The organism is Helicobacter sp. 23-1046, assembly GCF_053654635.1.
The window spans coordinates 63,310-89,390 of record NZ_JBSIUS010000001.1 but is presented as its reverse complement, the minus strand read 5'-3'; the positions used below and the strand labels follow the sequence as shown (position 1 = coordinate 89,390).

Sequence of the window (26,081 nt, the reverse complement as noted above, 5' to 3'; positions counted from 1 at the left end):
GAACAATGGCGCAAAAAACATTAGATGAGGTTTTAGAGGAGTTAAAACAAATCGGAGCGAAAGACATTAGCAAGACCACAAGACTCACTATAAATCGTATTGAAGATATTTTAAACAAGCGATTTGAAAAGATTGACAGAGTGCGAGCGCAAGGGTTTATTCACATTTTAGAGCGTGAGTATAGTGTCGATTTGACTGAATGGCTAAGACTTTATGGGAAGTTTCATAATCAAGAACCTTTAGATACCCAAGATACCCCACAAACCGAACAACAAGTCCAAAAAGCGAAGCAAGCTGAAGTGATTGATGAGATTGATATAAAAAAGAAAGCTGCTAAGGCACAAAAAGATAAACCCATACAAAAGGTTAAAACAAATATCGAATCGCTTAAGCTCCCCAAATTGGAATCTTATAATACGCCTGATGAAGAAGATTCCCAAAAAGGTGGGAACTTCGCTTTTTTCATCATTCTTATAGTCATCATTATTGGCATTGTGGGCGTATTAGGATATAAAATGTTTTTCCAAGAGGGTGTGGGTTCAAGCACGCCATCATATACTTTCACTAATGCTCCCTCACAAGAATCACAATCTAACGAGCAACCACAAGAGCAAAACCCACAAGATTCCGAACAAACACAAGATATTACAGATGAGACAAACCAACCACAAGAAACACAAGAAATAGACCAACCAAATGAGCAAGAAACACCAAATCTTAGCCTTAATGATAGACTAAGCGACTCAAACAACGAAGAAACACAAACAAACCACAATGAATCCAATACATTAGAGCAAGAATCTCAATCCGAGCAAAATACCCAAAATGCGCAAAATGAGCTCTCTCAAAATCAGCCACTAGATAACACTCCTATTCCAGCAAATGTCGCAAGAGTCGTGCCAAGTGTCGAGCTTTGGGTTGGCGTGGTAAATTTAGAAACAAAAACTTCAAGCCAAATGACACTTCGCAACGCACACGATTTCACACTTGATAAGCCTATGGTGTTTGTCTTTGGACATAATGATTTTACTTTGACATTTAAAGGACAAAGGATTACTTATAAGGCGCGACAATTTGTGCGCTTATACTTTGATGGAAACGAAATCAAAGAAATCAACTATACCACTTATAGACAGCTTAATCCTGTGGATAGATGGTAGAATCGTAATCGCTAGATTCTATGGAATTTTATAACTTTGGAGTGTTTGATTAAAGAAATGAAAAGAGTTGTGTTTGTGTTGTGTTTGTTGTCAAATGTGTGCTTTAGTGATGTCTTAAGCGACAAGGTAAGGGGGCTTATGGGCGAGCGTGAGTATTCGGCTAATAGTAATTTTATCAATAAAATTTTTGCCGATAAAAATTCCTTTTACACCAATGGTAGCCTCAATATTGCCAAAATTGTCCAATCGCTTAAAAATAATGGTTTGCTTCATTTGAAATTTTCTGCTCCAGCTGAGGTTAATCTCACATTTTCTGCGCGCACAAGTCCTATTTTGCTTAGTCGCACTACTAATGATATTTTAACCACAATGGGCTACACCTACTTTAATGTCCAAAAGGCTCAATACAATAACGGCTTGGCTTCTATCACCTTTACCTTTAGCACCGAGCACGCCCCAGACCCATTAGTCATCGTATCCGCAGCACAGAAGCGTGGGCTTAACTGCATTGACATTAAGCGTGTGAGTTTGCAAAAATGGGAGTATCTCCTCGAGCTTGAGTCGCTCCAGATTCCAAACTCCACCACACTCACCCCAGCTCAAAGCACACCATTGCGTGATGTCAGTGGGCAATATTGGATAAATATCCAAACGCAAGGCACGCTTCAAATCTCCAACCCACAAAAGTGGTATCCACGAATAGTGCTCTATGATAGAAATTTAGTCATTGTTGATACGATTTTAGAATCCAAAAGCCCACAAAATAACACAAGTATTAAAATCCCTCAGGGCGTGAGCTTTGTATATATTACTGATGCAAACAACCCAAGCAATCTTAAAAAGGGTATAACCGCGCAATTTAACTAGGGGGAAGCGATGTTTGATGAAATTGAGTTTGAAAAAATTAAGCGACTGCCAAAATATGTCTTTGCCGCCATCAACGAAATTAAGCTAGCAATGCGCCAAAATGGCGAAGATGTCATTGACTTTAGTATGGGCAACCCAGATGGAGCGACCCCGCAACACATAATCGATAAACTCTGTGAAGCTGCAAATAAACCAAAAAATCACGGCTACTCAGTAAGCAAGGGAATCTACAAGCTCCGCCTTGCTGTGTGTGATTGGTATAAGCGCACTTACAATGTGGATTTAGACCCAAATTTAGAAGCCTGTGTAACAATGGGAAGCAAAGAGGGATATGCGCATTTGGTGCAGGCGATTACCAATCCGGGCGATACTGCTATAATCCCAGAGCCAGCCTATCCTATCCACTCTTATGCCTTTATCTTACAAGGTGCGAATGCACTTAGTTTCCCTATCTCGTGGAATGAGAATATGGAGATTAACGAAGAGGATTTTTTTAGCAAACTTAATGTGTTGTTGCGTGAGAGCTTGCCAAAGCCAAAATTTGTCGTGGTAAATTTCCCTCACAACCCAACCACCGTGATTGCATATAAAAGTTTTTATGAGCGGTTAGTCGCACTTGCAAAACAAGAGCGATTTTACATTATTAGCGATATTGCGTATGCGGAGCTTTGCTTTGGAGAGTATAAAACGCCAAGTATTTTTGAAGTTGCAGGGGCAAAAGATGTCGCTGTGGAATGCTACACACTAAGCAAGACTTACAATATGGCTGGTTGGCGCGTGGGCTTTGTCGTGGGGAATAAAAAAATGGTAGAAGCCTTACAAAAGATTAAAAGCTGGCTAGATTATGGAATCTACACGCCTATGCAAATTGCTGCGACTATCGCACTCAATGAAGACCAGTCGTGCGTGCAAGAAATAAAGGCAAAATATGAAAAACGAATGGAAGTGCTTATCAAATCCTTTGGCGAAGCTGGCTGGAAAATGAACAAACCAAAAGCAAGTATGTTTATTTGGGCAAGGTTGCCAGAATGTATGGCGCATTTGGGCAGTATGGAGTTTAGTAAACAACTCTTAGAAAAAGCAAAAATCGCTGTTAGTCCGGGCGTTGGCTTTGGGCATAATGGTGAGGGATTTGTGCGCATTGCCCTCATTGAAAACGAAAACAGAATCCGCCAAGCAGCAAAAAATCTCAAAACATTTTTAAAAGCCAATGCAAACACTTAACATAGGGATTATTGGCGTTGGTGTAGTCGGCAGCGCAGTAATAAGAATCTTAGAGCAAAACAAGGAGCTTATTCGTGCTCGCTGTGGTGTAAATTTCATCATCAAAAAAGCCATAACGCGCAACATAGAAAAGTCAAAAAAAGCCCTCAATGGCATTCACATTCCTTTGGAAAACGACATAGATTGCGTGCTCAATGATGAGAGCATTGATGTGGTTATCGAGCTTATGGGCGGAGTGGAACTCGCATATCAAGTAGCACAAAGGGCACTCACGCAAAAAAAGGCATTTATCACAGCAAATAAAGCAATGCTCGCCTATCATCGCGCTTCTTTAAGGCAAATTGCCAAAAGCACACCCATTGGCTTTGAAGCAAGTGTAGGTGGCGGGATTCCCATTATTCGCACACTCAAAGATGGGCTTTGTGCGAATGAAATCCTTGCAATTCGTGGCATATTAAATGGCACGAGCAATTATATCTTAACGCAAATGTTTGAAGAAAACAAAAATTTCCAAGATGCACTCAGAGAAGCGCAAAATCTTGGCTATGCCGAAGCTGACCCAACGCTTGATATTAACGGAATGGACGCTGGGCACAAGCTCCTTATCCTTGCCTCACTTGCCTTTGGGATTGATGCTCTGCCACAAGATATTGTCATTGAGGGGATTGAGGGGATTACGAGTGATGATATGGACTTTGCAAAGGAGTTTGGCTATGTGATTAAACTTCTAGGCATTGCCAAACGCGACAAACAAGCACTTGAATTGCGCGTGCATCCCACACTTATTCGCAAAGATTCTATGATTAGCAAAGTGGGTGGCGTGATGAATGGCATTAGTGTGGTTGGGGATTGCGTGGGAGAATCTATGTATTATGGAGCGGGAGCGGGAGGTGAAGCTACGGCAAGCTCCGTGATTGCTGATTTAATGGAGATTGCACGAAATTGGCGTGGCAAGCAGGAATCTTGCGCCGACATACTCCCTCAAAACAAAAATACCAAATCCACTATCACACTAAAAAAGCCAAATGCAATTCTCTCGCGCTACTATATTCGTCTCTACACGCAAGATAAGCCCGGTGTGCTTAGCAAAATCACACAAATACTCGGACAAAATAACATTTCTATCAAAGTGTTTTTACAAAAGCAAGGCGATGAAGTGGGCGTGGCAAAGCTCCTTTTCTCTACTCACACAAGCAAAGAATCTGACATTAACAATGCGCTTAAAGCATTAGAGGACTTAGATTCTATCCTGCAAAAACCCTACAAAATCCGTATGGAATAGCCAATGAGCAAACAAAAAGGACAAGAGGCAGAGCAAGAGGCTTGCGTATTTTTGCGCTCTATGGGCTTTGAGATTATTGAGCGCAACTTTTTCGCACGATATGGAGAGATTGACATCGTGGCAAAAAGAGCTGGAATCTTGCACTTTATCGAAGTAAAAAGCGGGCAAAACTTCGAGCCAACCCAAAACCTCACGCATACAAAAATCAAAAGACTTATTAAAGCTATCAATCTCTATGAGCTTAAAAATCCTAGCAAACTGCCCTATTGCCTCGATGCACTCATCATTCGGTATGACAAGCAGCCACGCTATGAGTTATTAGAAAATATCACACAAATATGAGAATCTAACGCGCAAGTGGCTTGGGACTTTGCAAAATTTTCTCTCGTATATGGCGTAGATTGCTCATCGCACCAATGCGAAGCAAAAGTGAATTTTCTTTCCCGCCAATGTGTAAATCTGTGATAACTATCCCACCAAGCACTTTTTTGCTTTTGCCCTCATTGATTGCCCACGAACTATGCGCAACCATCGCCTTGCCCTTATATGTGCCAATATAAATCGCAATGTGCCCTTGCAACCACAAAATCGTATAAAAAGGTTCGCCATTAGTGATGATATACTCCTCTTTTTCCTCTAAGCTAAGTGCGCTTATATCTTGGTGCATTTTGCCAAAAAACCCTTGCGCCTTAGAATTGCGTGGCAAAAAAATGCCATTTAGCGCGTATATATCACGCACCAATGCCGAGCAATCACGCTCCTCATAAAGCCCACCCCAGCCATATTGCTTCCCCATTACTTGACTAAGAAGTGTGGCGATTTTTTCTTTGTTAAAATCCTGTGGGAAAGGCATAAAATTACTCTTTTTACTTTTTGTGGTGATAATTTTTACATAACCATTATCTTGGCGGATATAGGTGTAGAGCTCATATTCCTTTGCGTTGCTCCCTTTTTGGTTGAAGGCAAAGACTTGCCCAAGCCTCGCAGTGGTGATATAGCCATTTGTAGAATCTAATAAATGCGTAGATTCCACATTCGTAGCGACATAATCGCTAAAGTCGCGTATCTTTTTTTCATCTTTTTCGCTGACAAAGGCGACATCACTTGACTCCACCCAACCATACACAAAGCCTGATTGGATATGCAAAAATCGCCTTGAACTATCAAAATGCGTTACAAGCACAGGTGTGCCTGCAAAGATAAGTGAATTTTGCCACCTATCAATGGGATAGCCATATTGCGTGCTAAATCGTGGCAGAATACTAGGCACGACACGCACGCTCGTGGTTTTTGTGATGATTGCTTTTTTATTTACGCTTGGATAGGCGTTTAAACGCATAGAATCAAGCAAATCTTGGGCTTGCTTTTGTGTGTAGGGCTTAAGATTCTCGCCATAGCTACTCATAAGGAGTTTGACAAAATTAGGCGTTATCCAAAATACCTCTTTTTTGTTTTTGTTTGGTTTTTCACTCCAAGGCAAAAAAAGGCTCTCCAAATATTGCTTTTTAAGCCTTGTGATTTCCTCCTTGCTTAATTTTTCATCTGCTAGGAAGTCTTGTTGGCTTTGAAGTTTGTAATAAAAAAGCGGGTCTTGAGAAAATTCACGCAACTCTTTTGGCTCTATAATGACAGCCAATCCATCGGAATCTACCCTCACACAAGCACTAAAAAGCAAAGCTAGTAGTGCAAAAATAATGATTCGCAAAATTTACCCCTCGTTAAATAAGGTGGTTTTTATAGAGTTTGGCGAACTCTTTTGCCACTCTGGCATTACGACTGCCCTTTTGAGTGGCGTAGTTCAGTGCTTTTTGACGCAGAGCTTCATCGCTAATGCCCGCATTAAAGGAAAGCTCGCTATTAACAATACGCATAAAATCCTCACTACCAAGCGAATACAACCCCATAGAAATCCCAAATCTATCGCTTAGTGCGATAATCTCATCTTTTTTATCATCTAAATGGAGCGTATCTTGGGCATATTCCTCCAAAAGCAAATGACGCATATTAGAAGTCGCATAAAAAAGCACATTGCTTGCGCGTGCCTCAAATCCTCCATCTAAAATACTTTTTAACGCCTTATAGCTCTCATCTCCCGCACCAAAAGACAAATCATCACAAAAAATAATAAATTTATACGGCAGGGAACGGACGAGGTCCAGCGTCATTGGCAAAATCTCAATCCCAATTTTAGGAATCTCAATCACGCGTAAAAGGCATTGAGGATTTTGCTCTTGACTTGCACTTTTGGGATTATCAGCAAGCAAACAATGCGTTAAAACAGCGCGGATACTTGAGCTTTTCCCACAGCCTCTAGCTCCCCAAAGTAAGACATTTGAGGCGTCATTACCAGCCAAAAAATTATCTGTGTTGTTTTGGAGTGTTTGGAGGATTTCATCAATGCCTAAAAATGATTTAAGGCAAAGATTCTCAAACTCTACTATCGGGTGGAAATACCCACCATAGCCATCATATTCGCTTCTATATACGCAGGCTTTTACGCGCTCAAAGTCAATCTCAAAGCACTTCATCAAGTAACTTATGAGCGTTTTTTGGAGAATCTTTTGCCACTACTTTAAGACTTAGGGCGTTATTTTTGACGCTAATTTGCACATCGCCACCTCTTTTAAGCGCGCCAAACAAAATCTCATCACTCAGTGGCATTTTAATTTGTGCATCAATAAGCCGTTTAATTTCGCGTGCGCCCAGCGCATTATCCACACTACGCGTTGCTAAAAACTCCAATGCCTTATTATCAGGGATAAGGGTAATGCGCTTTTGAGCGAGTTGCGCACTCAAATCTGCTAAAAACTTCTTCGCGATAAGTTTGTATTGTGCGATTCCAAGTGGAGCGAAATGCACCACGCCATCAAGGCGTGAGCGAAACTCTGGTGAGAAAAGCTCTTTAATCGCGCCCTCACTCTTGCCCTTATTATCCATATTAAAGCCAAGTGTATTGCCCTCTTTGCTCCCTGCATTGCTCGTCATAATGACAATGACATTTTTAAAATCCGCCTTATTGCCCGCATTATCAGTCAAACTTGCAGAATCAAGCACTTGCAAAAGCACATTATAAATATCACTATGCGCTTTTTCAATCTCATCAAGCAACAACACACAATAAGGCTTCTTGCGAATGCTATCTACCAGCAATCCCCCCTGCTCAAAGCCCACATATCCAGCGGGTGCACCGATTAAGCGCGAAATCGAATGCGCCTCCATATACTCACTCATATCAAACTTCACAAACTCAATACCCAACGCCTTAGCAAGCTCTATGCTAAGCTCCGTTTTCCCCACGCCACTTGGTCCTGCAAACACAAAACTTCCAATGGGTTTATTGACTTCGCCAAGCCCCGCTTTGTTTTTCTTAATCACACGCACCACTTCGCTAATGGCTTTATCTTGGGCGAAAATACGCTCTTTTAGTTTCTTATCAAGATTTTTGAGAATCTTGCCCTCATCATTGTTAATGCGAGATTTTGGAATATGCACGGTTTTTGAAATGATAGATTCTATATCTTTGGGCGAAATGAGTTTCTTGCCACTCTCTTTAATCTTAAAAAACGCTCCACTCTCATCAAGCAAATCAATCGCCTTATCAGGCAAAAACTTATCACTAATGTAGCGATGAGATAAATCCACACACGCTCTCACAGCACCTTGTGTGTATTTCACGCCGTGATATTCCTCATAAATAGGCGCAAGCCCGTCTAAAATTTTATAACAATCCTCTAAGCTGGGCTCTTTTACCTCGATTTTAGAAAATCTACGAAGCAATGCCTTATCCTTATCAAAAGTCTGCTTAAACTCATTAAAAGTAGTCGCACCAATGCAACGAAGCGTGCCATTTGCTAATGCTGGCTTCAGCAAGTTTGACGCATCAAGGCTTGAGCTATTTGCTGCGCCCGCGCCCACGATTGTGTGAATCTCATCGATAAACACAATGCTATCTTTAATACCCTCTAACTCCTTTAACACGCCTTTTAGTCGCTTTTCAAAGTCGCCTCGATACTTGCTCCCTGAGACCATTGACGCTAAATCAAGCATAAACACTTGCGCGTTGTGCAGGGTCTTTGGCACGCGCCTTTGGCTAATCTCTAATGCCAAGCCCTCTGCAATAGCACTTTTACCCACGCCAGATTCCCCGATTAAGATTGGATTATTTTTCTTGCGCCGACACAAAATCTCACTAATGCGTAAAATCTCCTCATCGCGCCCGATAATGGGGTCAATCTTGCCGTCTTTTGCCGCTTTTGTGAGGTTTTTGGCAAATTGTGCGAGATAACTCTCTTTCTTTTGAGAATCTGGGCTGTTTTTGACTTCAAACTCCACGCCCTCAGTCTCTTCGCTCTCGCCTTGCATTTGGTTTAAGCAAGCGCGAATGCTATAATGGTCAATCCCTTGTGCGTGCAAGATTCTCGCACTAAAGCAATCCTCCTCTAAAACCGCCACGACAAAATCACTCACTTCATTTTGACGATTATTGGTGCGTTGGGATTTTAAATGATACATTAGTGAAAACACGCGCTTGAGAGCTGGCGTATGGATAGGATTGGCATTTAAGCGCACAGAAGTTGGGATATATTTTTTGAGGTAATTTGAGATATTCTCGCCCATCCACACAGGATTCCCACCGCAACGCGATAAAAAATCGCTCCCGCTTTGCTCGCATAAAATCGCTAAAAAAATATGCTCGGTGGTGAGAATATTATGTTTCATTTCCCTTGCAATGTCTTGGGCTCTTTTGATGATGTGATTAAGGCTATCAGTCATAGGCTTCCTTAGATGATTTCTTCGATTTCTACGCGGAGCGGGTAGCCCTTTTGGCGTGCGATTTCTACCACTTGATTTGCCTTTAGCTCAGCCACATCATAAGTGTAAATCCCGCACACTCCAGAGCCCTCTTTGTGGATTTGGAGCATTACTTTGATAGCCTCATCGCTAGTTTTATCAAAGATTTCTACCAGCACAAATACCACAAATTCCATTGTTGTCTTATCGTCATTGAGTAAAAGCACGCGAAAGAGGCTTGGCTCTTCTAAAAAAATCTCGGTTAAACTCTCTTGGCTTATTTGTGGCATTTGCCTAATCCTTTGCGTAGGTATTTTTGCTAAGCATTTTACCACAAGCAACGCAAAATTATGCTATCAAAAAACGATTTTATACAAACTTAAGGCAATATGCCACCTTAAATCAAAAGCACGCTCTATGTCGTGGATATTTTGAGCAAAAATCCTCACTGCTTTGAGGTCTTAGAGGATTTTCATTGCTTAGTGATGAGAGTATCGTATTTCCTAGTATAAAATACTCCGCCACAAACAACACCCCAATAAAAAGTCCTAAAAAAATGATGAACTTTTTTGTCATTACATTCCCTTGTTTATTGTATATATTCTTTAAATCTTATATTTCATAAGAGAGTGAAATATCGGTAATGATAAAATAACTTTATAAATAAATATTATTTATAAGCTTTATACTCTCCACTTTTGCCACCACTTTTTTCCAAAAGCCTTATATCGCTTATCACCATTGCTTTATCAATGGCTTTAAGCATATCATACATCGTAAGAAGTCCAATGCTCACCGCGTGCAACGCCTCGATTTCCACGCCTGTCTTACCCTCGCATTTCACCACCGCTTCCACGCTAAATCCACACGCGCGTTCCAATGGTGTAATCTCTACATTAACCTTGCTAATAAAAAGCGGGTGTGCCATTGGTATCACGGTTGGTGTGTTTTTTGCCGCGCTGATTGCCGCGATAATGGCAGTTTGAATCACAGGACCTTTTTTAGCCGTGTTTTGCACCACCGCGTTATAGGCGTCCTCGCTCATTGTGATTGTGCCACTTGCGCGTGCAAGCCTGCTTGTTATGTTTTTTTCACTCACATCGACCATTGTGGGATTGTTGTTTTGGTTTAAATGCGTAAGCTCTGCCATTTCACTTCTCCTTAAAACTTCATAATTCTAGCCCTTGCGCGCGATGAGCGTGCCGAAATTCACCCATTTAAAGAGCACTTCCACGCTCTTAAACCCCGCGTCTTTAAGCAACGCGACATTTTCCTCCAAGCTATAAGGCACAAGCACATTTTCTAACGCCTCGCGCTTTTTAGCGATTTGAGTTTGCGAGTAGCCATTGCGCGCTTTATAATTATGATAGAGTGTAATCATTTGGGAATCAAAAAGCCTATCAACGCTTGCCATTTTTTCACTCATTATAAAGATTCCCCCGCTATGAAGCGCGTTATAAATCTTTGTGATAAGCCCTGCACGCAAAGGCGGGCGGATAAATTGCAAAGTGTAATTACTCACTATCGCGCTACATTCTAAAAGTTTGCTTTGCAAGCAATCCACACATTCAAAAGTAATTTTTGCGTTATAGGCTTTGGCTTTGAGTTTGGCAGATTGTATCATCGCCTTTGAGTTATCAATGCCGATACACTCGCTTTTAACTCCTATCTCGCACAATTTTTGGGCTAAGCCAATAAGCAGATTCCCATTTGAGCACCCAATGTCATACACGCGCGGGGTTTTCACGCCATTAAGCCCGCTCAGGTGCAGTGCTAAGAACTCCACGCACAGCTCCAAAGTCTGCTTATAAAAGGGCACAGAACGCGTAATCATATCATCAAACACGGTTGCGACTTGCTCATTAAAGCTAAATTTTTCGCTCACGCTTTGTGTGAAAAGTGTATCTTTGTGAGCGTTGTATTGTTTATTTGGCATCAAAGGAGCTTAGCACTTTATTAAGGGCTTCATCGCTTTGCGCCAATCTATCTCTACGCTTGGTTACATAGGTGATGACTTCAAAAATCTCTTGGAGGAGTTTATTGATTTCATTAAGCTCGTTGATAATGTCTCGCGTTTGCGTGCCTAAGCCTATGGAACTTTCGCTTTGTGCCTTGATAGATTCGATGACTTCTGCCATAAAGCTTTGGATAGATTCAATGTTGCTCTTAGAGACTTCAGCTTCGTGGTTGAGCTCGTTGAAGTTTTTCGTGCTTGCTTTGATAGATTCTCCGATTTCGCTTAGGTTTTGCACCACTGTGTTAATGCGTGCTTCGATTTCTTGGAGTGAAGTTTGAGTCTTCTCTGCGAGCTTTCTCACTTCATCAGCCACCACGGCGAATCCTCTCCCGTGCTCGCCCGCTCGTGCTGCCTCAATGGCGGCATTGAGCGCGAGGAGGTTTGTCTGGTCTGCGACATCATAGACTAAAGAGCTTACATCTTTAATTTGCGTGATAGATTCTGAAAGTCCCTCTAATCGCTCGTTGAGCTCATCTTGGTTTTGCACGGCTTGCTCTAGCTCGCCTAGTAGCGTATGGAGGTGCTCGGCAGCTTGCTCGAGTGAGTCGCGACTTTGCATTACCTTACTTTGAGAATCATTTGCCAAAGAGACATTGTTATCAAGTCCCGTGTTAATCGCACCGCCCACTTCCACATTGGCATTAGTCTTTTGGATTATCTTTGTGATATTTGTTTGGAGAGCTGAGACAGAGCTATTGAGTTTGCCGATTTCTCGTGTGGCACTCCCAGAAATGTCGATAGTTTGTTGCATTTTAGCGATAAAGACATTGATAAAGTCGCTTATCGTTTGCACCTCATCGCCATCTTCACGCTTGATTTCTAATCGCTTGGCGTTTTTGATAGAATCTGCATCTTTGCTCGTGCGTTTTAAATAATCCACGATAACCTTAGAATCCGCGCTAAACTTGCGTAATATCCGCAAGAAGAAAAAGATATTCACCGCGGTTAAGAAAAATATCGCTATAAACAAATACAGATACACGGTAAGCTGTGTAGCCGTGCTAGAGCCGATATTCTCAATCTCTTCCACCGCTACGCTCATCTTTTGGTTAATGGTATCGACATCTGTAGAAGTGTATTCTATAAGTCTATTATAAATCTCAGCAAAGATATTCTCCACATCGATGAAGCCCTGTCGTATGTTGTTTGTCTGTAATGCGCTTTGAATGCGCGGATAAAACTCTTGCAAATTTTCATTATTTTTGATAAAGCTCTCATTCCAGCTTTGTGTCATTTGCATAATGATTGCTTTGTTTTCCTCATCGGGGTTAAGTAGGAATTTGATAACGCGCTCGTTAATCGTGCCGATAAACTCAAACTGCTCCATAAAGTCTGCGTAGGATTGCGTCCCTCCTTTGGCTTCTATGACAGATTCATTGAGTGAATCTATCTTATCTAAGAGTATCTCTGAAGTGATTTTAATACCCAGAAATGCCCCGCCAAGTAGCACGATATGCGCACCGAGCACTACAAGTCCAATGCTTAGTCGTGCGGCTAAGCTACTAATTCTCTTTGCCTTTTTGGGCGTGAGCGAAGTTTGTGGCAGAGCTTGTGGCTCTGCTTGATTTGAGGATTGTTCCATTTCACACCCCTAGTGATGATTATTTATTTACCAGCGACTTGTTCTCTATTTGGATTATCCGCGGCGCGAGCCTGCATACAAGACTCCAGCTCTTTAGCGTCTTTTGCGTCAGTTACCTTTTGCTTTACCCAGCGAGCCACTTGACTCATCGTCTTTTGGGCGGGGTCTGGTGCATTATACTTCTGCATCAAATCCGCACACGCACCAAGAGAGAGACTTGGCAAACTTACCACTACTGACATCGTCAAAATTGTCGTTTTTAGCATTACTTTTTTCATTCTATTCTCCTCATTTAATATATATATATATATATCGCTTTTAGAAGCGTAAAGTATAGCTTAGCGCGATATTTTGTCGGCTTTTTAGGGCTGGCAGAGCCACAGGCACGGTTGGGAATTTAGGGTCAGTATACTCGTGATATTGATAAGTATAGCTTAGTCTAAAGAACTGATACACATCGATTGGGAAAAGCATATACACATCGTGCACATCACCGCGTGTGTTGCGGATATTAAACGGGTCGTTGATAGAGACGCGTGAGAACGCATACCAGTTTTTGTTTCCGTGGAAGTATTCATAGCCTAGCTTAAAGTGGCTAGAGAAGTCATATCGCGCACCAAAGTGCAACGCCCAACCTTGCTCTTTGTTAAATTGCATTGCTGGTGATTGTGTTGCGAGTGCTGCGATTGTTGGGTCGCTTGTGCCCGAGCCACTATTAAGAGAATAGGACAAAAACCAATTTAACCCAGAGCCAAAAGCATTATTATGCTCTAAATGGAGGTTGAGATATTGGAGATTCCCCATTGACTTCGCTGTCCCAAATGTAGATGGTGTTTGCTGTTGAGCTTGTTGGATGGCATAATCAGGGACAGAATAATCATTGAGATAGATATAGCCAAGCATTAAGAGGCTTTTCCCCCAATCACTTGGGAGGAATGCACTCTCTACACCCGCATACCATAAGTCCATATCAGCAGTTTTATTTATCCCAATTCCGCCAAAAATCGAACCACCACTTTGAGTGCTTGCTCCATACACTGCTTGATATGCTTTAGCGAAGCCTACACGCACATACAAATCACTTAGGCTATGAGGCAATGGCTTATAAGTGAGCACCACGCCATCGCCCAGCGCATTTACCATAAGCGCGGGATAAGTCGATAGACGCGCAGAGCCATTACGAAGTAATGAGCCCGGTCCATCAGTGCTCGGCAATCGCCCAAAAGTAAGGGCGAAATAATCACCTAAGAATAAATCCACATACGCTCGCTCTACATACACTGCCGAGCTCCCTGCTACACCGCGCCCCGCAGAAAATTGGTCTGCAAAAATGCTAGGCGTCCAAGCCAAATCACCAAATGCCTTTGTCATAGAAAGGCGTCCTGTGAATTTGGTGTATTTATTTACATTGGCATTCATATTAAGATAAAGCCCCGCACTCCACTTCAATGGCTCTGCTCGACTTTGTCCAGCTGTCCTTGCATCGCTTTGAAAGTTATTCATCGCGGTGGTGAATTCTAAGCTAAACTTTACCTTTGAGAGCTCAGATTCCACTTCTACGGCGTCCATTCGCTCCTCTAAATCTGCTACTCTACTCTCTACATTCCCAAACACAAAGCCAAAGGCTAGAGGGAATATCAGTGCTAATTTTTTCATTGTGACTCCTTGAAATTTAAGATTAAAGCCACCGATTGTAACAAAAAATTTCTTAGATTCTGCTAAAAATTATCAATTTGGCATTATTTTTGATTGTTTAAGTTTTTAAAGATTGCTCTTTGTAAATAAAGTAGTTTGCGTTTGTTATTTGTCGCAAAGCTACTTTGTCATACTGAGGCTTTTAAGCCGAAGTATCTCAAAACTTAAAAAGATATTTCGCTTACGCTCAATATGACAATGTTTGGGTGTTGGTTTAGGTGTCATACTGAGGGTTTGCAGGGCAAAGCCGAAGTAATCTCAAAGCCAAAAGAGATATTTCGCTATCGCTCAATATGACAATAGTATCTCAAATTTTAAGGAGTATTATTTAAGAGGAGTGCAAATGGCATTAAGTAATAAAGAAGTCAAGGTGCTTTCGTTAAGCTCGCTTGGAGGAATGTTAGAATTTTATGATTTTATTATTTTTGTGTTTTTTACATCGGTGATTTCACAGCTCTTTTTCCCCGCGCAAAGTAGCTTTTGGGCGAATATGAATACTTATGGCGCATTTGCAGCGGGCTACTTCGCTCGCCCGCTTGGTGGCGTGATAATGGCGCACTTTGGCGATAAAAGCGGGAGAAAAAATATGTTTATGCTCTCTATTTTGCTAATGGTGATTCCCACCTTTGCGCTGGGGCTTATGCCTACTTATGAGCAGATTGGGATTCTCGCGCCAATCGTGCTAATCCTTGTGCGCGTAATGCAGGGCATTGCTATTGGCGGGGAGTTGCCCGGGGCGTGGGTGTTTGTCAAAGAGCATAACCAAAACCATTTGGGCGCGACAATGGGAATCTTCACAAGTGCTGTGGTCTCTGGAATCTTGCTAGGGAGTATCGTTACGCTTGGGGTAAATCTAAGCTTCTCACAAGAAGAGATTAAAGAATGGGCGTGGCGCATTCCGTTTTTGCTAGGCGGTGTGTTTGGAATCATCTCTATCTTTTTACGCCGATATTTAAGCGAAACGCCCGTGTTTAAGGAGATTAAAGCACTAAGCCAAACAAGCAAACTCCCTATCAAAGAAGCACTCAAATCGCACCGCTATGGCTTAGTGCATAGCTTTTTTTGCACTTGGGTGCTCACAGGGTGCGTGGTAATCACAGTGCTTCTCACACCAAACTTGCTAAGCGCAGTGTATGCAATCGATAATGTCTCTAAGGTGATTTATCAAATCATTGCTATCTTTTTCCTCGCTTCGGGCAATGTCTTTGGCGGGATTTTAAGTGATAGGATTGGAATCTGGGGGGCGAGTATCGTGCAGGGCTTAGGGCTTATGTTTTTTGCCTTTGTGTTTTATTATGGGCTTAGCAACCAAATGCACTTAGACGCGGTGTTGTTGTTTTATTACTTAATGGCGTTTTGCGCGGGAGTAATGGTCTTTACCCCGCTTATAATGGTAGAGAGCTTCCCCGCGCCTATTCGATATAGCGGGATTTCGCTAAGCTATAATGTCTCTTACGCGCTCTTTGGCGGGCTTACGCCTATCTTTTTTAGCTGGGTGGTGCATAGCGAAGATGTCTCAAACTTGCTTATTGGCTTTTATATGATGTTTTTGGGTGCGCTTGCTATCGTGCTGGGGAATCTTAAGATTAGCGGAGTGAAGCGATGAGGAGATTCTCTAGTGTGGCGAGTGTGGCGTTGGTTTGCGCACTTAGTGGGTTTAGTGGCTTTAGCTTTAATGGGTGCGAGGAGTTTATCGACCCTTACGCTGATAGCCTTACAGAAGTGGAGCGCACAGAGACTTATGCGACTTATATCGAGGACACAAAGGCGGATAAAAAGTTCGCCCTTATCCTTAGTCGGCTAAAAGCCCCGCAAAGCTTCAAGCATAAAAATAAAATCACGCAATACACGGACTTTAGCAAAAATAAGGTTATGGACTTTGAGGGCAAGCAAGAGTTTGTCATAACGCCTATTGAGGAGCTTCTCACACTTTATCTCACGGACATTTCACGCGAGGAAACACTCACAATGCCACGATATGAGCTTATCGAGCTAGAGAGCGTAGAGCATAAAAAAGTGCCTAACTCATATAGCCTCATCACTAAAGAGCATATCTTTGAGGGGTGCTTTTTAGTGAGTTTCACGCCTAGCGTGGATAAAGATGGCTTGCTAGAGCGCAAATCCTACTTTAACGCAGATGGCTACATCAAACGCTATGAGTTTGGCGAAGCGCAAGGCGAGCGGTGGCTCTACAAACTCTCATCAAAGCCCTGCGAAAAGACAAAAAAACCTTTTTAGTTTTTTGGCGTTGCAATGTGCGAGAAATTGAAATTTATCGCGCTTAGATTCTATTAGATTCTCTATTTTATGGACTTCATAGAATCAACACAAACCCTCATACAAAGATTTGGTTATTGCAAAATATCAAGGGCTTGGGTGCAGAGATTTTTCCACACGCTAAGTTGTTGGGTTTGGTTTGATTGCAACTCTTTGCATTGATTAAAGCTAAGCCGTGCGTCTTTTTCGTTGTTTTGAGTCTTTTGCACCGAGCCTTTGAGGTAGAGGGCTTGAGCGAGCGTGGGGACTTCTATATCCTTTTTAGCAAGGCTATCAAGCACTTCTAGGCTTTGATTATATCTGCCTAAGCGCATTAAACTTTGCGCCAATGCAAAATCCACATACGGCGTGCCGTGCGTGTTTTTGTGGAGTTGCTGGAGGCGTAAAATATCGCGTGCATACACTTCGATACTTACTTCGTTTTTCTCTGCTTCGGCGCGCTTAAGGAGCTCTAACTCCACATCAATCAATCGTATATCATCGCTTAAATGCTCGTGCAAAAATGTATAAACTTGCGTTGCTTCATCTAAGTTGTTGCTAAGGATTAAATGGCGGAAAAAGATAAAGCCCACATCGTAGTATTCGCGTTGCTTAAGTCCTTTAGCAAGATTGAGCGTATCCCTCGCTGAAAGCAATGTAGGCTTGTTTTTACCGAGCTTATCGAGGTTTTGCGTCTCCATATATAAGACTGATAGCTTGGTTTGTGGGTCTTGTGCTTCTTTGGCGAGATTCTCTATTGCCACTTGAGCTTGGGCATTAAGCGCGAGAGAGTAGAGGCACTCAAACGCGGTGAAATTTTGATGAAAGGTAAATTGCTCCTTTTTATAATGGCTAAAGTCTTTAGCGATTGCTTTACAATCCTTTTCTTGCAGGGCACGCAATAAGATTTGATAATAGCTTTTATCGATGAGCTCCGCTTCAACGCCATTTTGCGCGATGACATTTTCATACTCGCCCCTATCAAAGAGAATCTGGGCTTTGAGATTAAGTGCTTTTTGCGCTACGGGCGTGTTTGGATACTTCTGCATTAAGTAATCATAGCGCGTGATTTTCTCATCTGGCGAATCATCTAATCCAATATCAAAGAGCAACTCATCATCGCGTTCTTTGACTTCGGCTAAATGCCCTTTGTGTGGGTATTCTTCTGCGTAAAGGAGATTTATCCTATGCGCGTTTTCATAATCTCCAAAGTTTTGGTAAAAAACCGCTGTCTTATTAAGCAAATCATCGCGTGAAAGGCGCAAATCATCATCATCTGTATTGTTGTATAAATACTCGCCTATTTTTGCTGCGCTCTCCCACATTTCGTGCTCGGTAAGTGTGGTGATAAAATCAAGGCTTTGAAGTAAATTATTGACAAAATAGGTTGGGTTTGCTGTCATTAGCGTATCAACAAGCCTTTTTGCTTCTTTATTTTCTTTTCTACTCATATAAAATTCGCTCCACTTTATCGCAATCAAACTTGCAGAATCTAAGTCCTTTGCCTCTTCATAGGCTTGGATAAAATGACGCATAGCTTGCTGTGGCTGCTCTAATCCATAATATGACCTTGCAAGTTGCATTTTGGCGAGCGGGGCAAAACGCGAATTTGGATATTCGGTTATAAGCCTATCGTAGTAATACTTCGCCTCTGAGATAAAGTGGATTCCAACATACGCATTTCCTAGAGTGTAGAGCACTTCTGGGATATTCATATCTGTGGGGTATCGCTTCACCCACCGCACGCCTGTATCAACGATAGAATCTGCATTCTCCACTTCGTCAATTTCTCGCAGGGCAACGATTCTATAAAAAAGCAAATCCCGCACAAAAATCGTATCTGGGAACACGCGCAAAGTATCATCGATGACTTTTATCGCATCAAGGTAGGATTGTGATTTCATTAAACTCTGCGCATTTAGGTAGTAAGCAAAGTCCTGCCCCTCATCAAAGTGCAATGGCGCACGATTGATGTCAAGCTCACCGACAAACTGCTCCTCTTTTGGCAATACTGCCACAGGGAAATTAAGTCCTTTGCTTTTGGTTTGAGAGAGAAAGGGAATCACGCCCTTAAAGCCTACGATTTGCCAATTTTTGGATTTTTTGGGTCGCTCTTTGGGAATGGGGTCATTGGTCTTTAAATCTGAGAAAGTATTAAAGAGTTTGGAGCTAAAATTTGGCTCAATATAAAGATAGAAATGCCCATCAATAACGCGATTATAGAATCGAAAAAAAATTGTATTTGTGGGCGAGAAGCTCGCTCTTGGGGTGCGCTCAATAATGCAAACCACACGAATAGGCTCGCTATGTTCGTTAGTAAATTCTTGGCATTCAAATGGCTCGCTGTGCTGGAGATTGAGCACAGAGAAATATTCGTTATTTTGCTTGCCATAGTTTATGGTTACATCAAGTGCCTTTGTAGTAGCAACAATACACAATACGCAAAAAATAATCCTTATGGCTTTCATCGCGCCACTCCTAGCCTTGCTTGATAAAATTCTATGAAAAATAAATGAAAATTATTGATATTGATATAGTAAAACACACCATTGTATGCTATCAAGCAAATTTTGAGCCATTAGGGCACATAGAGAAACATAAAATACACAAATCGCCACAATAGCCACGCCAAAAACGCTTTTTTGTGGGCTCAGTGTATGCGGTGTGGAATCGTGTAAAAAACTTACCACCACCACACGCAAATAATAAAACGCCGCTATCGCGCTGTTGATTACCATAATAATAGCAAGCACACTTAAACCACTATCAATAGAGAGTTTAATGAGAATAAACTTCCCCCAAAAGACACTTAGAGGCGGGATTCCCGCTAATGCAAACATAAAGATTCCAAGACTTATCGCACTTATAAGCGAGCGATGAGCAAGCCCGCTAAAACGCGAAATAGCATAATCTTGCGTATCTTTAGAATCGCGTAATAACCAAAGCATACCAAATGCACCAATGTTAGCAAACATAAACCACACCCAATAGGCAAACAAACTGCTTAACCCCTCTAATCCACCAATTAAAACCCCGCTTAATAAGAATCCAGCGTGTGAAATCGAGCTGTATCCAAGCATTCGCTTTACATCTTTTTGCACTAGGGCAAGCAAGTTTGGCACACTCATCGTAAAAACCACAATGATAAAAAGCAAAACTTGAGGGAATCTGCTCCTGTCGCTTACTTCTATGGTGAGATTAAGCAAATAAAACGCCACGACAAATGCTGCAATTTTTGGCGCGATAGACATAAAGCCCGCCATTATCGCACTTGAACCCTCATACGCATCAGGAGTCCAAGTGTGGAATGGCACGGCAGAGAGTTTCACGCCAAGCCCGCAAAACATCAACACAAAGCCTATAATGATATGAATGCTAAAAGTATTTGACGCGAGTAAGTCTAAACTCCCTGTCCCAAGATACAAAAATGCCGCACCAAAAACTAAAAACGCGCTTGCATACGCTCCCATTGTGAAATACTTAATTGCTGCTTCAATGCTATTTTTCCCTCCGCCAAGAGCGATAAGCCCATACACGCCAAGCGAAGAAATCTCAAGCCCAAGTAAAATAACCACTATATTGGTGCTACTTACCATACATTGCAACCCAGCAATAACAAAAAGCCAAATAGCGTAATATTCGCCTCTTTGAAATTCCTTAGTGCTGTTTTGAGCAAGGCTTAATAAAATAAAAAGCACACTTGAGAGCAAGATAAGAATCTGAGCTAAATAAGCCACTCCACTCACAAGAAGCAAGCCAAAGAAAATTCGCTTAGGCTGGTAAATAACTCCTGTATTACTCAGCACAAAATACAAATCAGCCACCAAAAAAGCAACGCTCAATACTCCACATAGCCACATCTTAGGACGCGTATAAAACGCACTTACAAGGAGCACCACTAAAGCACCAGCAAGGACACAAAACAACGGATAGGCTTGCGAAATCTCAAGCCCTGATACATACAAATCGTTTAATTGTTGCATTTACTCTCCTTGTGTAGCGGGATTTTGTAGGTTAGAATCTTGTATAGGTTGGAGGGAGTGTAGAGATTTCTCCTCGTTAGGTTGAGTGGGGTTAGGCATAGATTCTTGTGTGCTTTGGTCGGCTTGCTCGTCTTGCTCTAATGGAATCTTAGAGAGCTTTTCTACAACAGATGAGTCCTCTGGGTCTATGATAGTATGCGGGATAAGGGGGTCAAAGTAATTGAGTTTAGAATCCACTACATCAAGTATCATAAGTGCGGAATTTTGCGCGGGAAGCAAAATGGGCTTTGGATAGATTCCAAAAGCGATGATAAGCAACGCCAATGGAATAAGCGCGCATTTCTCACGAGCATTGACATCGTTTAATGTGGGTGTTTTAGAATCAAGTTTGCCTAAAAACACGCGCCCAAACACGCTCAACATATACACCGCACCCATAACCACACTAAGCCCAGCAAGCAGTGTGATGATTTTATTTACTTTAAAAAATCCATATAAACTCAAAAACTCGCCCACAAAGCCTATGGTAAGCGGTAATCCCACGCTTCCTAATAAAGCAATGGCAAAAAGTGTGCTAAACTTTGGCATAATGCTTGCAAGTCCGCCAAGAGATTCTATCATCGATGTATTTTTGCGCTCTTGTATCACACCCACAAGCATAAAGAGCATCGCGCTAATAATGCCGTGAGCCACCATAAAAAATACCGCACCGCTTATGCCCTCGACATTGAGCGAAAACACACCTAAAATAATCACGCCAATATGTGAGATTGAGCTGTATGCAACGACTTGCTTTATATCCTTTTGCGCGTAGGCTAAAAACGCTCCATACACCACCATACACACACAAATTATGCTAATTATGAAAGTAAAATCTACGCTTGCCACAGGGAAAAGCGGGAAACAAAAGCGAATGATTCCATAAATCCCCATTTTTGAAAGTAATGCGCTAAGGAGCACTGAACCCACAATGGGGGCTTGTCCATACGCATAAGGCAGCCAAGTATGCAGTGGAAACATTGCGCTTTTTACCCCAAAAGCGAGAAAAAACGCTATAAAAAGCCAGCTTTGCACATTGAGATTAAAATCATACCAATCAAGCAAATTAAAACTCCAAACCCCGCTATCCAAGTGAAACACATAGGCATAATAAACAATCCCAACAAGCATAACAAGCGAAGCACTAAAGGTATAAAGGAAAAACTTCACGCCTGCATAAATCCTGCGCTCTCCTCCCCAAATCCCAATAATAAAAAGCGATGGCACTAAAGTAAGTTCCCAAAAAATATAAAACATCATCACATCAAGGGCGCAAAAAACACCAATAACAATGCCTTGAAGGAGTAAAATATTTGCTATAAAATAGCGCAATTTTGGTGTATCAGGCGAAATAAACACAATCCCCAAAAAGCCAATAAGCGCACTCAACAACACCAAAAAGAGCGAGATTCCATCAACGCCCACAAAATATGCAATACCAAGAGTATCAATAAGAGGGATTTTGTGAATAAACTGAAAGCCAGAAAAATGGCTATCAAAATACCAAAACAACGCACCACAGAGCACAATCTCAATGCCACCTACAAAAATCCCAAAACTTCGCGCACTAATGGGGACATTATGAAAAAAGAATTTTCGCATAAGGCTTTCTTTCCACAAAATCATTAACACACCACAAAGCACAGGAAAAAAGATGATAACGCTCAATAAATAGCCTAAAACACTATGCACTTAACACCTCCCAAAGCCCAATTAGCATTAAAGCGAGGAAGACAAATACGCCACAAACCATTAAACGCAAACTTTGCGATAAATCTCCACTTTGCGTAGCCTTTTCATATTCGCCACCTTTTGCGAGCATTTTTGCAAGAGAATCTACAATGTTATCAATGATTTTACACTCAATGCGTTGCCACAAAAATGTAGCGATTTTTTGGTAGGGGATAATGATACATTTCTCATACAACTTAGGGATATAATATTGATGAAACAAAAGTTTATACAATGCGTTTGGTTGGGAATCAGTAAAGCCATTTTTATATTTGCCTATCGCAAAAGCTATCCCCCCAAACACTACGATTGTCGTAATAGCAATAAGATAGTAATGCGGGAAATCGCTTGGCTCAAGGGAGAGTTCTGGTAAGAGCGGATTGATACTTGTCGCAAAATATTCCTCAAAAAATCCTGCCACAACGGCTAAAATCCCCAATGGCAACAGAGAAAAAAGCATTAAATTTGGTGCTTCGTGCGCGTGCTGTGTGCTTTGTTGTGCTTGTTTGCGCGGAGCAAATACAAGCATTAGCAACCTAAAGCTATAAAATGCAGTAAAAAACGCCCCTACAAGCAAGGCGACCCATAATCCAAAATGCTGGGTGTAAAAGGCAGATTCTAAAATCAAATCCTTAGAAAAATATCCTGCAAACGGAAATACCCCACAAAGGGCAAGTGAAGCGACAAGCATAAACACAAAAGTCGCCCTTAGAGGCTTATATAAGCCACCCATTTTGGTAATATCAAGCTCATCATTGCACGCGTGCATTACATTCCCAGCCCCCAAGAATAAAAGAGCTTTAAAAAAAGCGTGTGTAACAAGATGAAAAAATGCTATCCAATACATTCCAAGTCCAGCTGCTACAAACATATATCCAAGCTGAGAGAGTGTAGAATACGCGATAATGCGCTTTAAATCACGATTGACTAACGCCATACTCGCTGCGAACAACGCCACAAAAGCACCAAGATAAGTGATAAACACTCTCACATCAAACAAATACCAATACAACTCATCTAGGCGAAGCACCAAATACACACCAGCCGTTACCATTGTGGCTGCGTGAATAAGCGCGGATACGGGAGTAGGACCCTCCATCGCATCAGCTAGCCAAGTATGAAATGGGAACTGCGCGCTTTTCCCCATAGCACCGATAAAAAGTAATGCCCCACCCCATAAAAATCCTTTATACTGCTCATAAGATGGTGCATTGGGACTGCTACTATGTGCCAAATCCGCGCTTAATGGGAGAATATCTCTAAAATAAATAGAATCTGCCGTGCTCGCTATAAAGAAAATGCCAAGAAGCATCGCTAAATCCGCAATTCTATTCATTATAAAGGCTTCATTGGAAGCAAAAATCGCGCTTTGCTTGTGATAAAAAAATCCAATAAGCAAGTATGAACACAGCCCTACTCCCTCCCAACCGATAAATAACCCAAGCAAATTATCACTCATCACCAAAAATAGCATTGAAAACACAAACGCACTCAAAAACGCGAAATAGCGGTTAAATCCTTTATCGTGCGCCATATATCCAATAGAATAAATATGCACACAAGCACTTACCAAATTTACCACGCTAGCCATTACCAAGCTCACAAAATCAAGCTCAAAGGTAAATCCACTAAAAAACCCTCCAGCCACTATCCAATCGCCCATATACAAGCGGATAAGTCCAATCCCAATATCAGCTGTATAGAATCTATACAGCAAAAAGACGCATACAATAGTGCTCATAAGCAACAACGCGCTAGGCACAAATCCAGCAATCAAGCGTTTTGGGCTAAATGCAAAGCAAGCACTAAACAGCGCGCCAACAAGTGGAGCAAACAAAATAAAAAAACCACAAAATGTTTCAAAAATTACAGAATCACCCGCCATTACTTATCCTTTAAGATTGCTTAATGAATGCAAATCGATATTGCGTTGCTTTTTAAACCATACCACCAACAATCCAAGTCCTACACACACTTCAGCTGCTGCAATAGCAATGACAAAAAAGGCGAACACTTGTCCTTGTATATCGCCTAAATGTGCCCCAACAGCCACCAATGCAATGTTTGCAGCATTAAGCATAATCTCTGTGCAAAAAAAGAGCATTAAGAGATTTCTGCGTTGCATAAGTCCAAAAAGCCCCACGCAAAATAACAATGAAGCCAAAATAAGATAATGATACAAACCTATCATTGCTCCCCTCCATTTGTAAGGTTTAGCGTATCTGGTGCATTTTTATCGCTAGATTCTGTGTTTTTGTGCATTACAAGTGCGATTGCTATGACCATACTAAGGAGCAATAAAATCGCTGCCATCTCAAAGGCAAAAAGATATTGTGTGAAAACAAAAAACCCAAATGTTTGGACATTATTGAGTGGTTCTTTTGATTGCACACTAAGCGTAAGATTCCCAAAAAGCTCAAGTTCGCCCACAAACATAACACAAATCACAACCAATAATGCCCCCACAAGCACGCTTAGCACTATGGCAAGGGTTTTGTTTTTATACGATTGTTTAAAATCTTTAGTAAGATTAAAAAGCATCATACCAAAAGCATATAACGCTACAATCGCGCCACCATACACTACGATTTGCACTACGCCTAAAAACTCTGCATTAAGCAAAAAGTAAAATACCGATACAAGCACCATTCCAAGCGCAAGCGCACTCATCGCATAAAGAGCATTTTTAGAAAGCACCACCACGAGACAAAGTCCCAATACAAGCACACCAAAGGCATAAAAAATAAAAGATTCTATCATTGGCTTGTCTCCGTATTTGCTTGGGATTGTGCTGTGCTATGAGAATCTGGTGTGTTTTGTTCTTGTGGGGCAGTATTTTCTTGCGAAATGTTATCCTCTTGGCTTTCATCAACTTTTTGTTTAATCCCATACGCTAGGGGAGTGGGAATAAGCAAGCTATCAGCATTTACACTCACGCTTCCATATCCTTGAAATTCCCCACTTGGTGCTTTTTCCAACAAAAAGTCCTTTGCGCCAAAATGCGCTCGTTGTGTGCTTGCATTTTCTATCCGCTCTCCGTGCACAATGGCGAGCTCTGGGCACACTTCCGCGCACAATCCACAATAAATACAACGACCAAAATTTATCGTATAATCATCGATTTTTTTACGCCCATCACTTCCAATGCCTGTAATAATGCGAATGCAATTACTCGTGCAAATCTTCTCGCACAATCCACAGCCAATACATCGTTCGTTGTTGGATTCCAATAATCGCTGGAGTTTATGAATAGAGCGATAACGCGAAGAAAGTGGCATACTCTCAAGAGGATATTGCACCGTTACACTTTTACTACAAAATTCTCTTAAGCTCAACGATAATCCCTTAATAATATCAAGAGAAAAAGTTACTTTAATGGCTGAAATCACACGCCAAAAGAAATTTTTAGGCTTTTTTGATTCTGCAATATAATAATATTTTGCCATTTTTACTC

General features: G+C 41.6%; 24 protein-coding genes. 7 read left to right on the top strand and 17 right to left on the bottom strand.

Annotated features, from left to right (window positions below; genetic code table 11):
• Positions 1-5: 5 nt before the first annotated feature.
• The 5 genes from ACWIUJ_RS00460 to ACWIUJ_RS00440 are packed head-to-tail and all read left to right on the top strand — an operon-like array spanning position 6 to position 4,875.
• Positions 6-1,160: a hypothetical protein gene (locus ACWIUJ_RS00460; RefSeq protein WP_454168247.1), complete on the top strand. Its 1,155-nt coding sequence runs from the start codon at positions 6-8 to the stop codon at positions 1,158-1,160.
• Between the two features lie 57 nt (positions 1,161-1,217).
• Positions 1,218-2,027 carry a hypothetical protein gene (locus ACWIUJ_RS00455; protein WP_454168245.1) on the top strand — a complete coding sequence of 270 codons (810 nt, stop codon included), beginning with the start codon at positions 1,218-1,220 and terminating at the stop codon, positions 2,025-2,027.
• Positions 2,028-2,036: 9 nt separating this feature from the next.
• Positions 2,037-3,251: an LL-diaminopimelate aminotransferase gene (locus ACWIUJ_RS00450; protein WP_454152319.1), complete on the top strand. Its 1,215-nt coding sequence runs from the start codon at positions 2,037-2,039 to the stop codon at positions 3,249-3,251.
• Positions 3,238-4,533, top strand: a complete 1,296-nt coding sequence (locus ACWIUJ_RS00445; RefSeq protein WP_454168243.1) for a homoserine dehydrogenase — start codon at positions 3,238-3,240, stop codon at positions 4,531-4,533. The genes ACWIUJ_RS00450 and ACWIUJ_RS00445 overlap by 14 nt, the downstream gene beginning before the upstream one ends.
• A gap of 3 nt (positions 4,534-4,536) precedes the next feature.
• Entirely contained in the window at positions 4,537-4,875 is a 339-nt protein-coding gene (locus tag ACWIUJ_RS00440) for a YraN family protein (protein ID WP_454168241.1), read from the top strand.
• A 4-nt stretch (positions 4,876-4,879) separates the two neighbouring features.
• Here the strand turns inward: ACWIUJ_RS00440 and ACWIUJ_RS00435 are convergent, their stop codons facing one another.
• From ACWIUJ_RS00435 to ACWIUJ_RS00390, 10 genes are all read right to left on the bottom strand, one after another.
• Positions 4,880-6,238 (bottom strand): SH3 domain-containing protein, encoded by a 1,359-nt coding sequence (locus ACWIUJ_RS00435; RefSeq protein ID WP_454168239.1) that lies wholly within the window; start codon positions 6,236-6,238, stop codon positions 4,880-4,882.
• Between the two features lie 13 nt (positions 6,239-6,251).
• Positions 6,252-7,061, bottom strand: coding sequence for a DUF815 domain-containing protein (locus ACWIUJ_RS00430; protein WP_454152315.1), 810 nt, complete (start codon positions 7,059-7,061; stop codon positions 6,252-6,254).
• On the bottom strand, positions 7,048-9,306 hold the full coding sequence (locus ACWIUJ_RS00425) for an AAA family ATPase (RefSeq protein WP_454152314.1): 2,259 nt from the start codon (positions 9,304-9,306) through the stop codon (positions 7,048-7,050). The genes ACWIUJ_RS00430 and ACWIUJ_RS00425 overlap by 14 nt, the downstream gene beginning before the upstream one ends.
• Before the next feature lie 8 nt (positions 9,307-9,314).
• Complete coding sequence (locus tag ACWIUJ_RS00420) at positions 9,315-9,614, bottom strand: ATP-dependent Clp protease adaptor ClpS (protein ID WP_454152313.1); 300 nt, start codon at positions 9,612-9,614, stop codon at positions 9,315-9,317.
• 112 nt (positions 9,615-9,726) lie between these two features.
• Positions 9,727-9,900 carry a hypothetical protein gene (locus ACWIUJ_RS00415; protein WP_454152312.1) on the bottom strand — a complete coding sequence of 58 codons (174 nt, stop codon included), beginning with the start codon at positions 9,898-9,900 and terminating at the stop codon, positions 9,727-9,729.
• 94 nt (positions 9,901-9,994) lie between these two features.
• Positions 9,995-10,474: a cyclic pyranopterin monophosphate synthase MoaC gene (gene moaC, locus ACWIUJ_RS00410; protein WP_454152311.1), complete on the bottom strand. Its 480-nt coding sequence runs from the start codon at positions 10,472-10,474 to the stop codon at positions 9,995-9,997.
• A 27-nt stretch (positions 10,475-10,501) separates the two neighbouring features.
• Positions 10,502-11,260: a carboxy-S-adenosyl-L-methionine synthase CmoA gene (gene cmoA / locus ACWIUJ_RS00405; protein WP_454168237.1), complete on the bottom strand. Its 759-nt coding sequence runs from the start codon at positions 11,258-11,260 to the stop codon at positions 10,502-10,504.
• A complete protein-coding gene (locus ACWIUJ_RS00400) occupies positions 11,250-12,923 on the bottom strand; it encodes a methyl-accepting chemotaxis protein (RefSeq protein ID WP_454168235.1) in 1,674 nt (557 codons plus the stop codon). Before ACWIUJ_RS00400 ends, cmoA begins: the two co-directional genes overlap by 11 nt.
• A gap of 23 nt (positions 12,924-12,946) precedes the next feature.
• Complete coding sequence (locus ACWIUJ_RS00395) at positions 12,947-13,201, bottom strand: hypothetical protein (RefSeq protein ID WP_454168233.1); 255 nt, start codon at positions 13,199-13,201, stop codon at positions 12,947-12,949.
• 40 nt (positions 13,202-13,241) lie between these two features.
• Positions 13,242-14,579: a DUF3373 family protein gene (locus ACWIUJ_RS00390; protein ID WP_454168231.1), complete on the bottom strand. Its 1,338-nt coding sequence runs from the start codon at positions 14,577-14,579 to the stop codon at positions 13,242-13,244.
• Between the two features lie 376 nt (positions 14,580-14,955).
• On the opposite strand from ACWIUJ_RS00390, the gene ACWIUJ_RS00385 reads away from it, so the two are divergent.
• Both ACWIUJ_RS00385 and ACWIUJ_RS00380 read left to right on the top strand, forming a co-directional pair.
• Positions 14,956-16,224, top strand: coding sequence for an MFS transporter (locus tag ACWIUJ_RS00385; protein WP_454151988.1), 1,269 nt, complete (start codon positions 14,956-14,958; stop codon positions 16,222-16,224).
• Entirely contained in the window at positions 16,221-16,856 is a 636-nt protein-coding gene (locus ACWIUJ_RS00380; RefSeq protein WP_454168229.1) for a hypothetical protein, read from the top strand. The genes ACWIUJ_RS00385 and ACWIUJ_RS00380 overlap by 4 nt, the downstream gene beginning before the upstream one ends.
• Before the next feature lie 113 nt (positions 16,857-16,969).
• On the opposite strand, the gene ACWIUJ_RS00375 is transcribed toward ACWIUJ_RS00380, so the two are convergent.
• The 7 genes from ACWIUJ_RS00375 to nuoI are packed head-to-tail and all read right to left on the bottom strand — an operon-like array spanning position 16,970 to position 26,073.
• A complete protein-coding gene (locus ACWIUJ_RS00375; RefSeq protein WP_454149672.1) occupies positions 16,970-19,342 on the bottom strand; it encodes a tetratricopeptide repeat protein in 2,373 nt (790 codons plus the stop codon).
• 51 nt (positions 19,343-19,393) lie between these two features.
• Complete coding sequence (locus ACWIUJ_RS00370; RefSeq protein WP_454168227.1) at positions 19,394-20,857, bottom strand: NADH-quinone oxidoreductase subunit N; 1,464 nt, start codon at positions 20,855-20,857, stop codon at positions 19,394-19,396.
• Entirely contained in the window at positions 20,858-22,564 is a 1,707-nt protein-coding gene (locus ACWIUJ_RS00365) for a complex I subunit 4 family protein (protein ID WP_454168226.1), read from the bottom strand.
• 16 nt (positions 22,565-22,580) lie between these two features.
• Positions 22,581-24,512, bottom strand: a complete 1,932-nt coding sequence (nuoL, locus tag ACWIUJ_RS00360; protein ID WP_454168223.1) for an NADH-quinone oxidoreductase subunit L — start codon at positions 24,510-24,512, stop codon at positions 22,581-22,583.
• A gap of 3 nt (positions 24,513-24,515) precedes the next feature.
• On the bottom strand, positions 24,516-24,818 hold the full coding sequence (gene nuoK / locus ACWIUJ_RS00355; RefSeq protein WP_454149680.1) for an NADH-quinone oxidoreductase subunit NuoK: 303 nt from the start codon (positions 24,816-24,818) through the stop codon (positions 24,516-24,518).
• Positions 24,815-25,387, bottom strand: coding sequence for an NADH-quinone oxidoreductase subunit J (locus ACWIUJ_RS00350; protein ID WP_454168221.1), 573 nt, complete (start codon positions 25,385-25,387; stop codon positions 24,815-24,817). Before ACWIUJ_RS00350 ends, nuoK begins: the two co-directional genes overlap by 4 nt.
• Positions 25,384-26,073 (bottom strand): NADH-quinone oxidoreductase subunit NuoI, encoded by a 690-nt coding sequence (gene nuoI / locus ACWIUJ_RS00345; protein ID WP_454168219.1) that lies wholly within the window; start codon positions 26,071-26,073, stop codon positions 25,384-25,386. Before nuoI ends, ACWIUJ_RS00350 begins: the two co-directional genes overlap by 4 nt.
• Between the last annotated feature and the right edge of the window lie 8 nt (positions 26,074-26,081).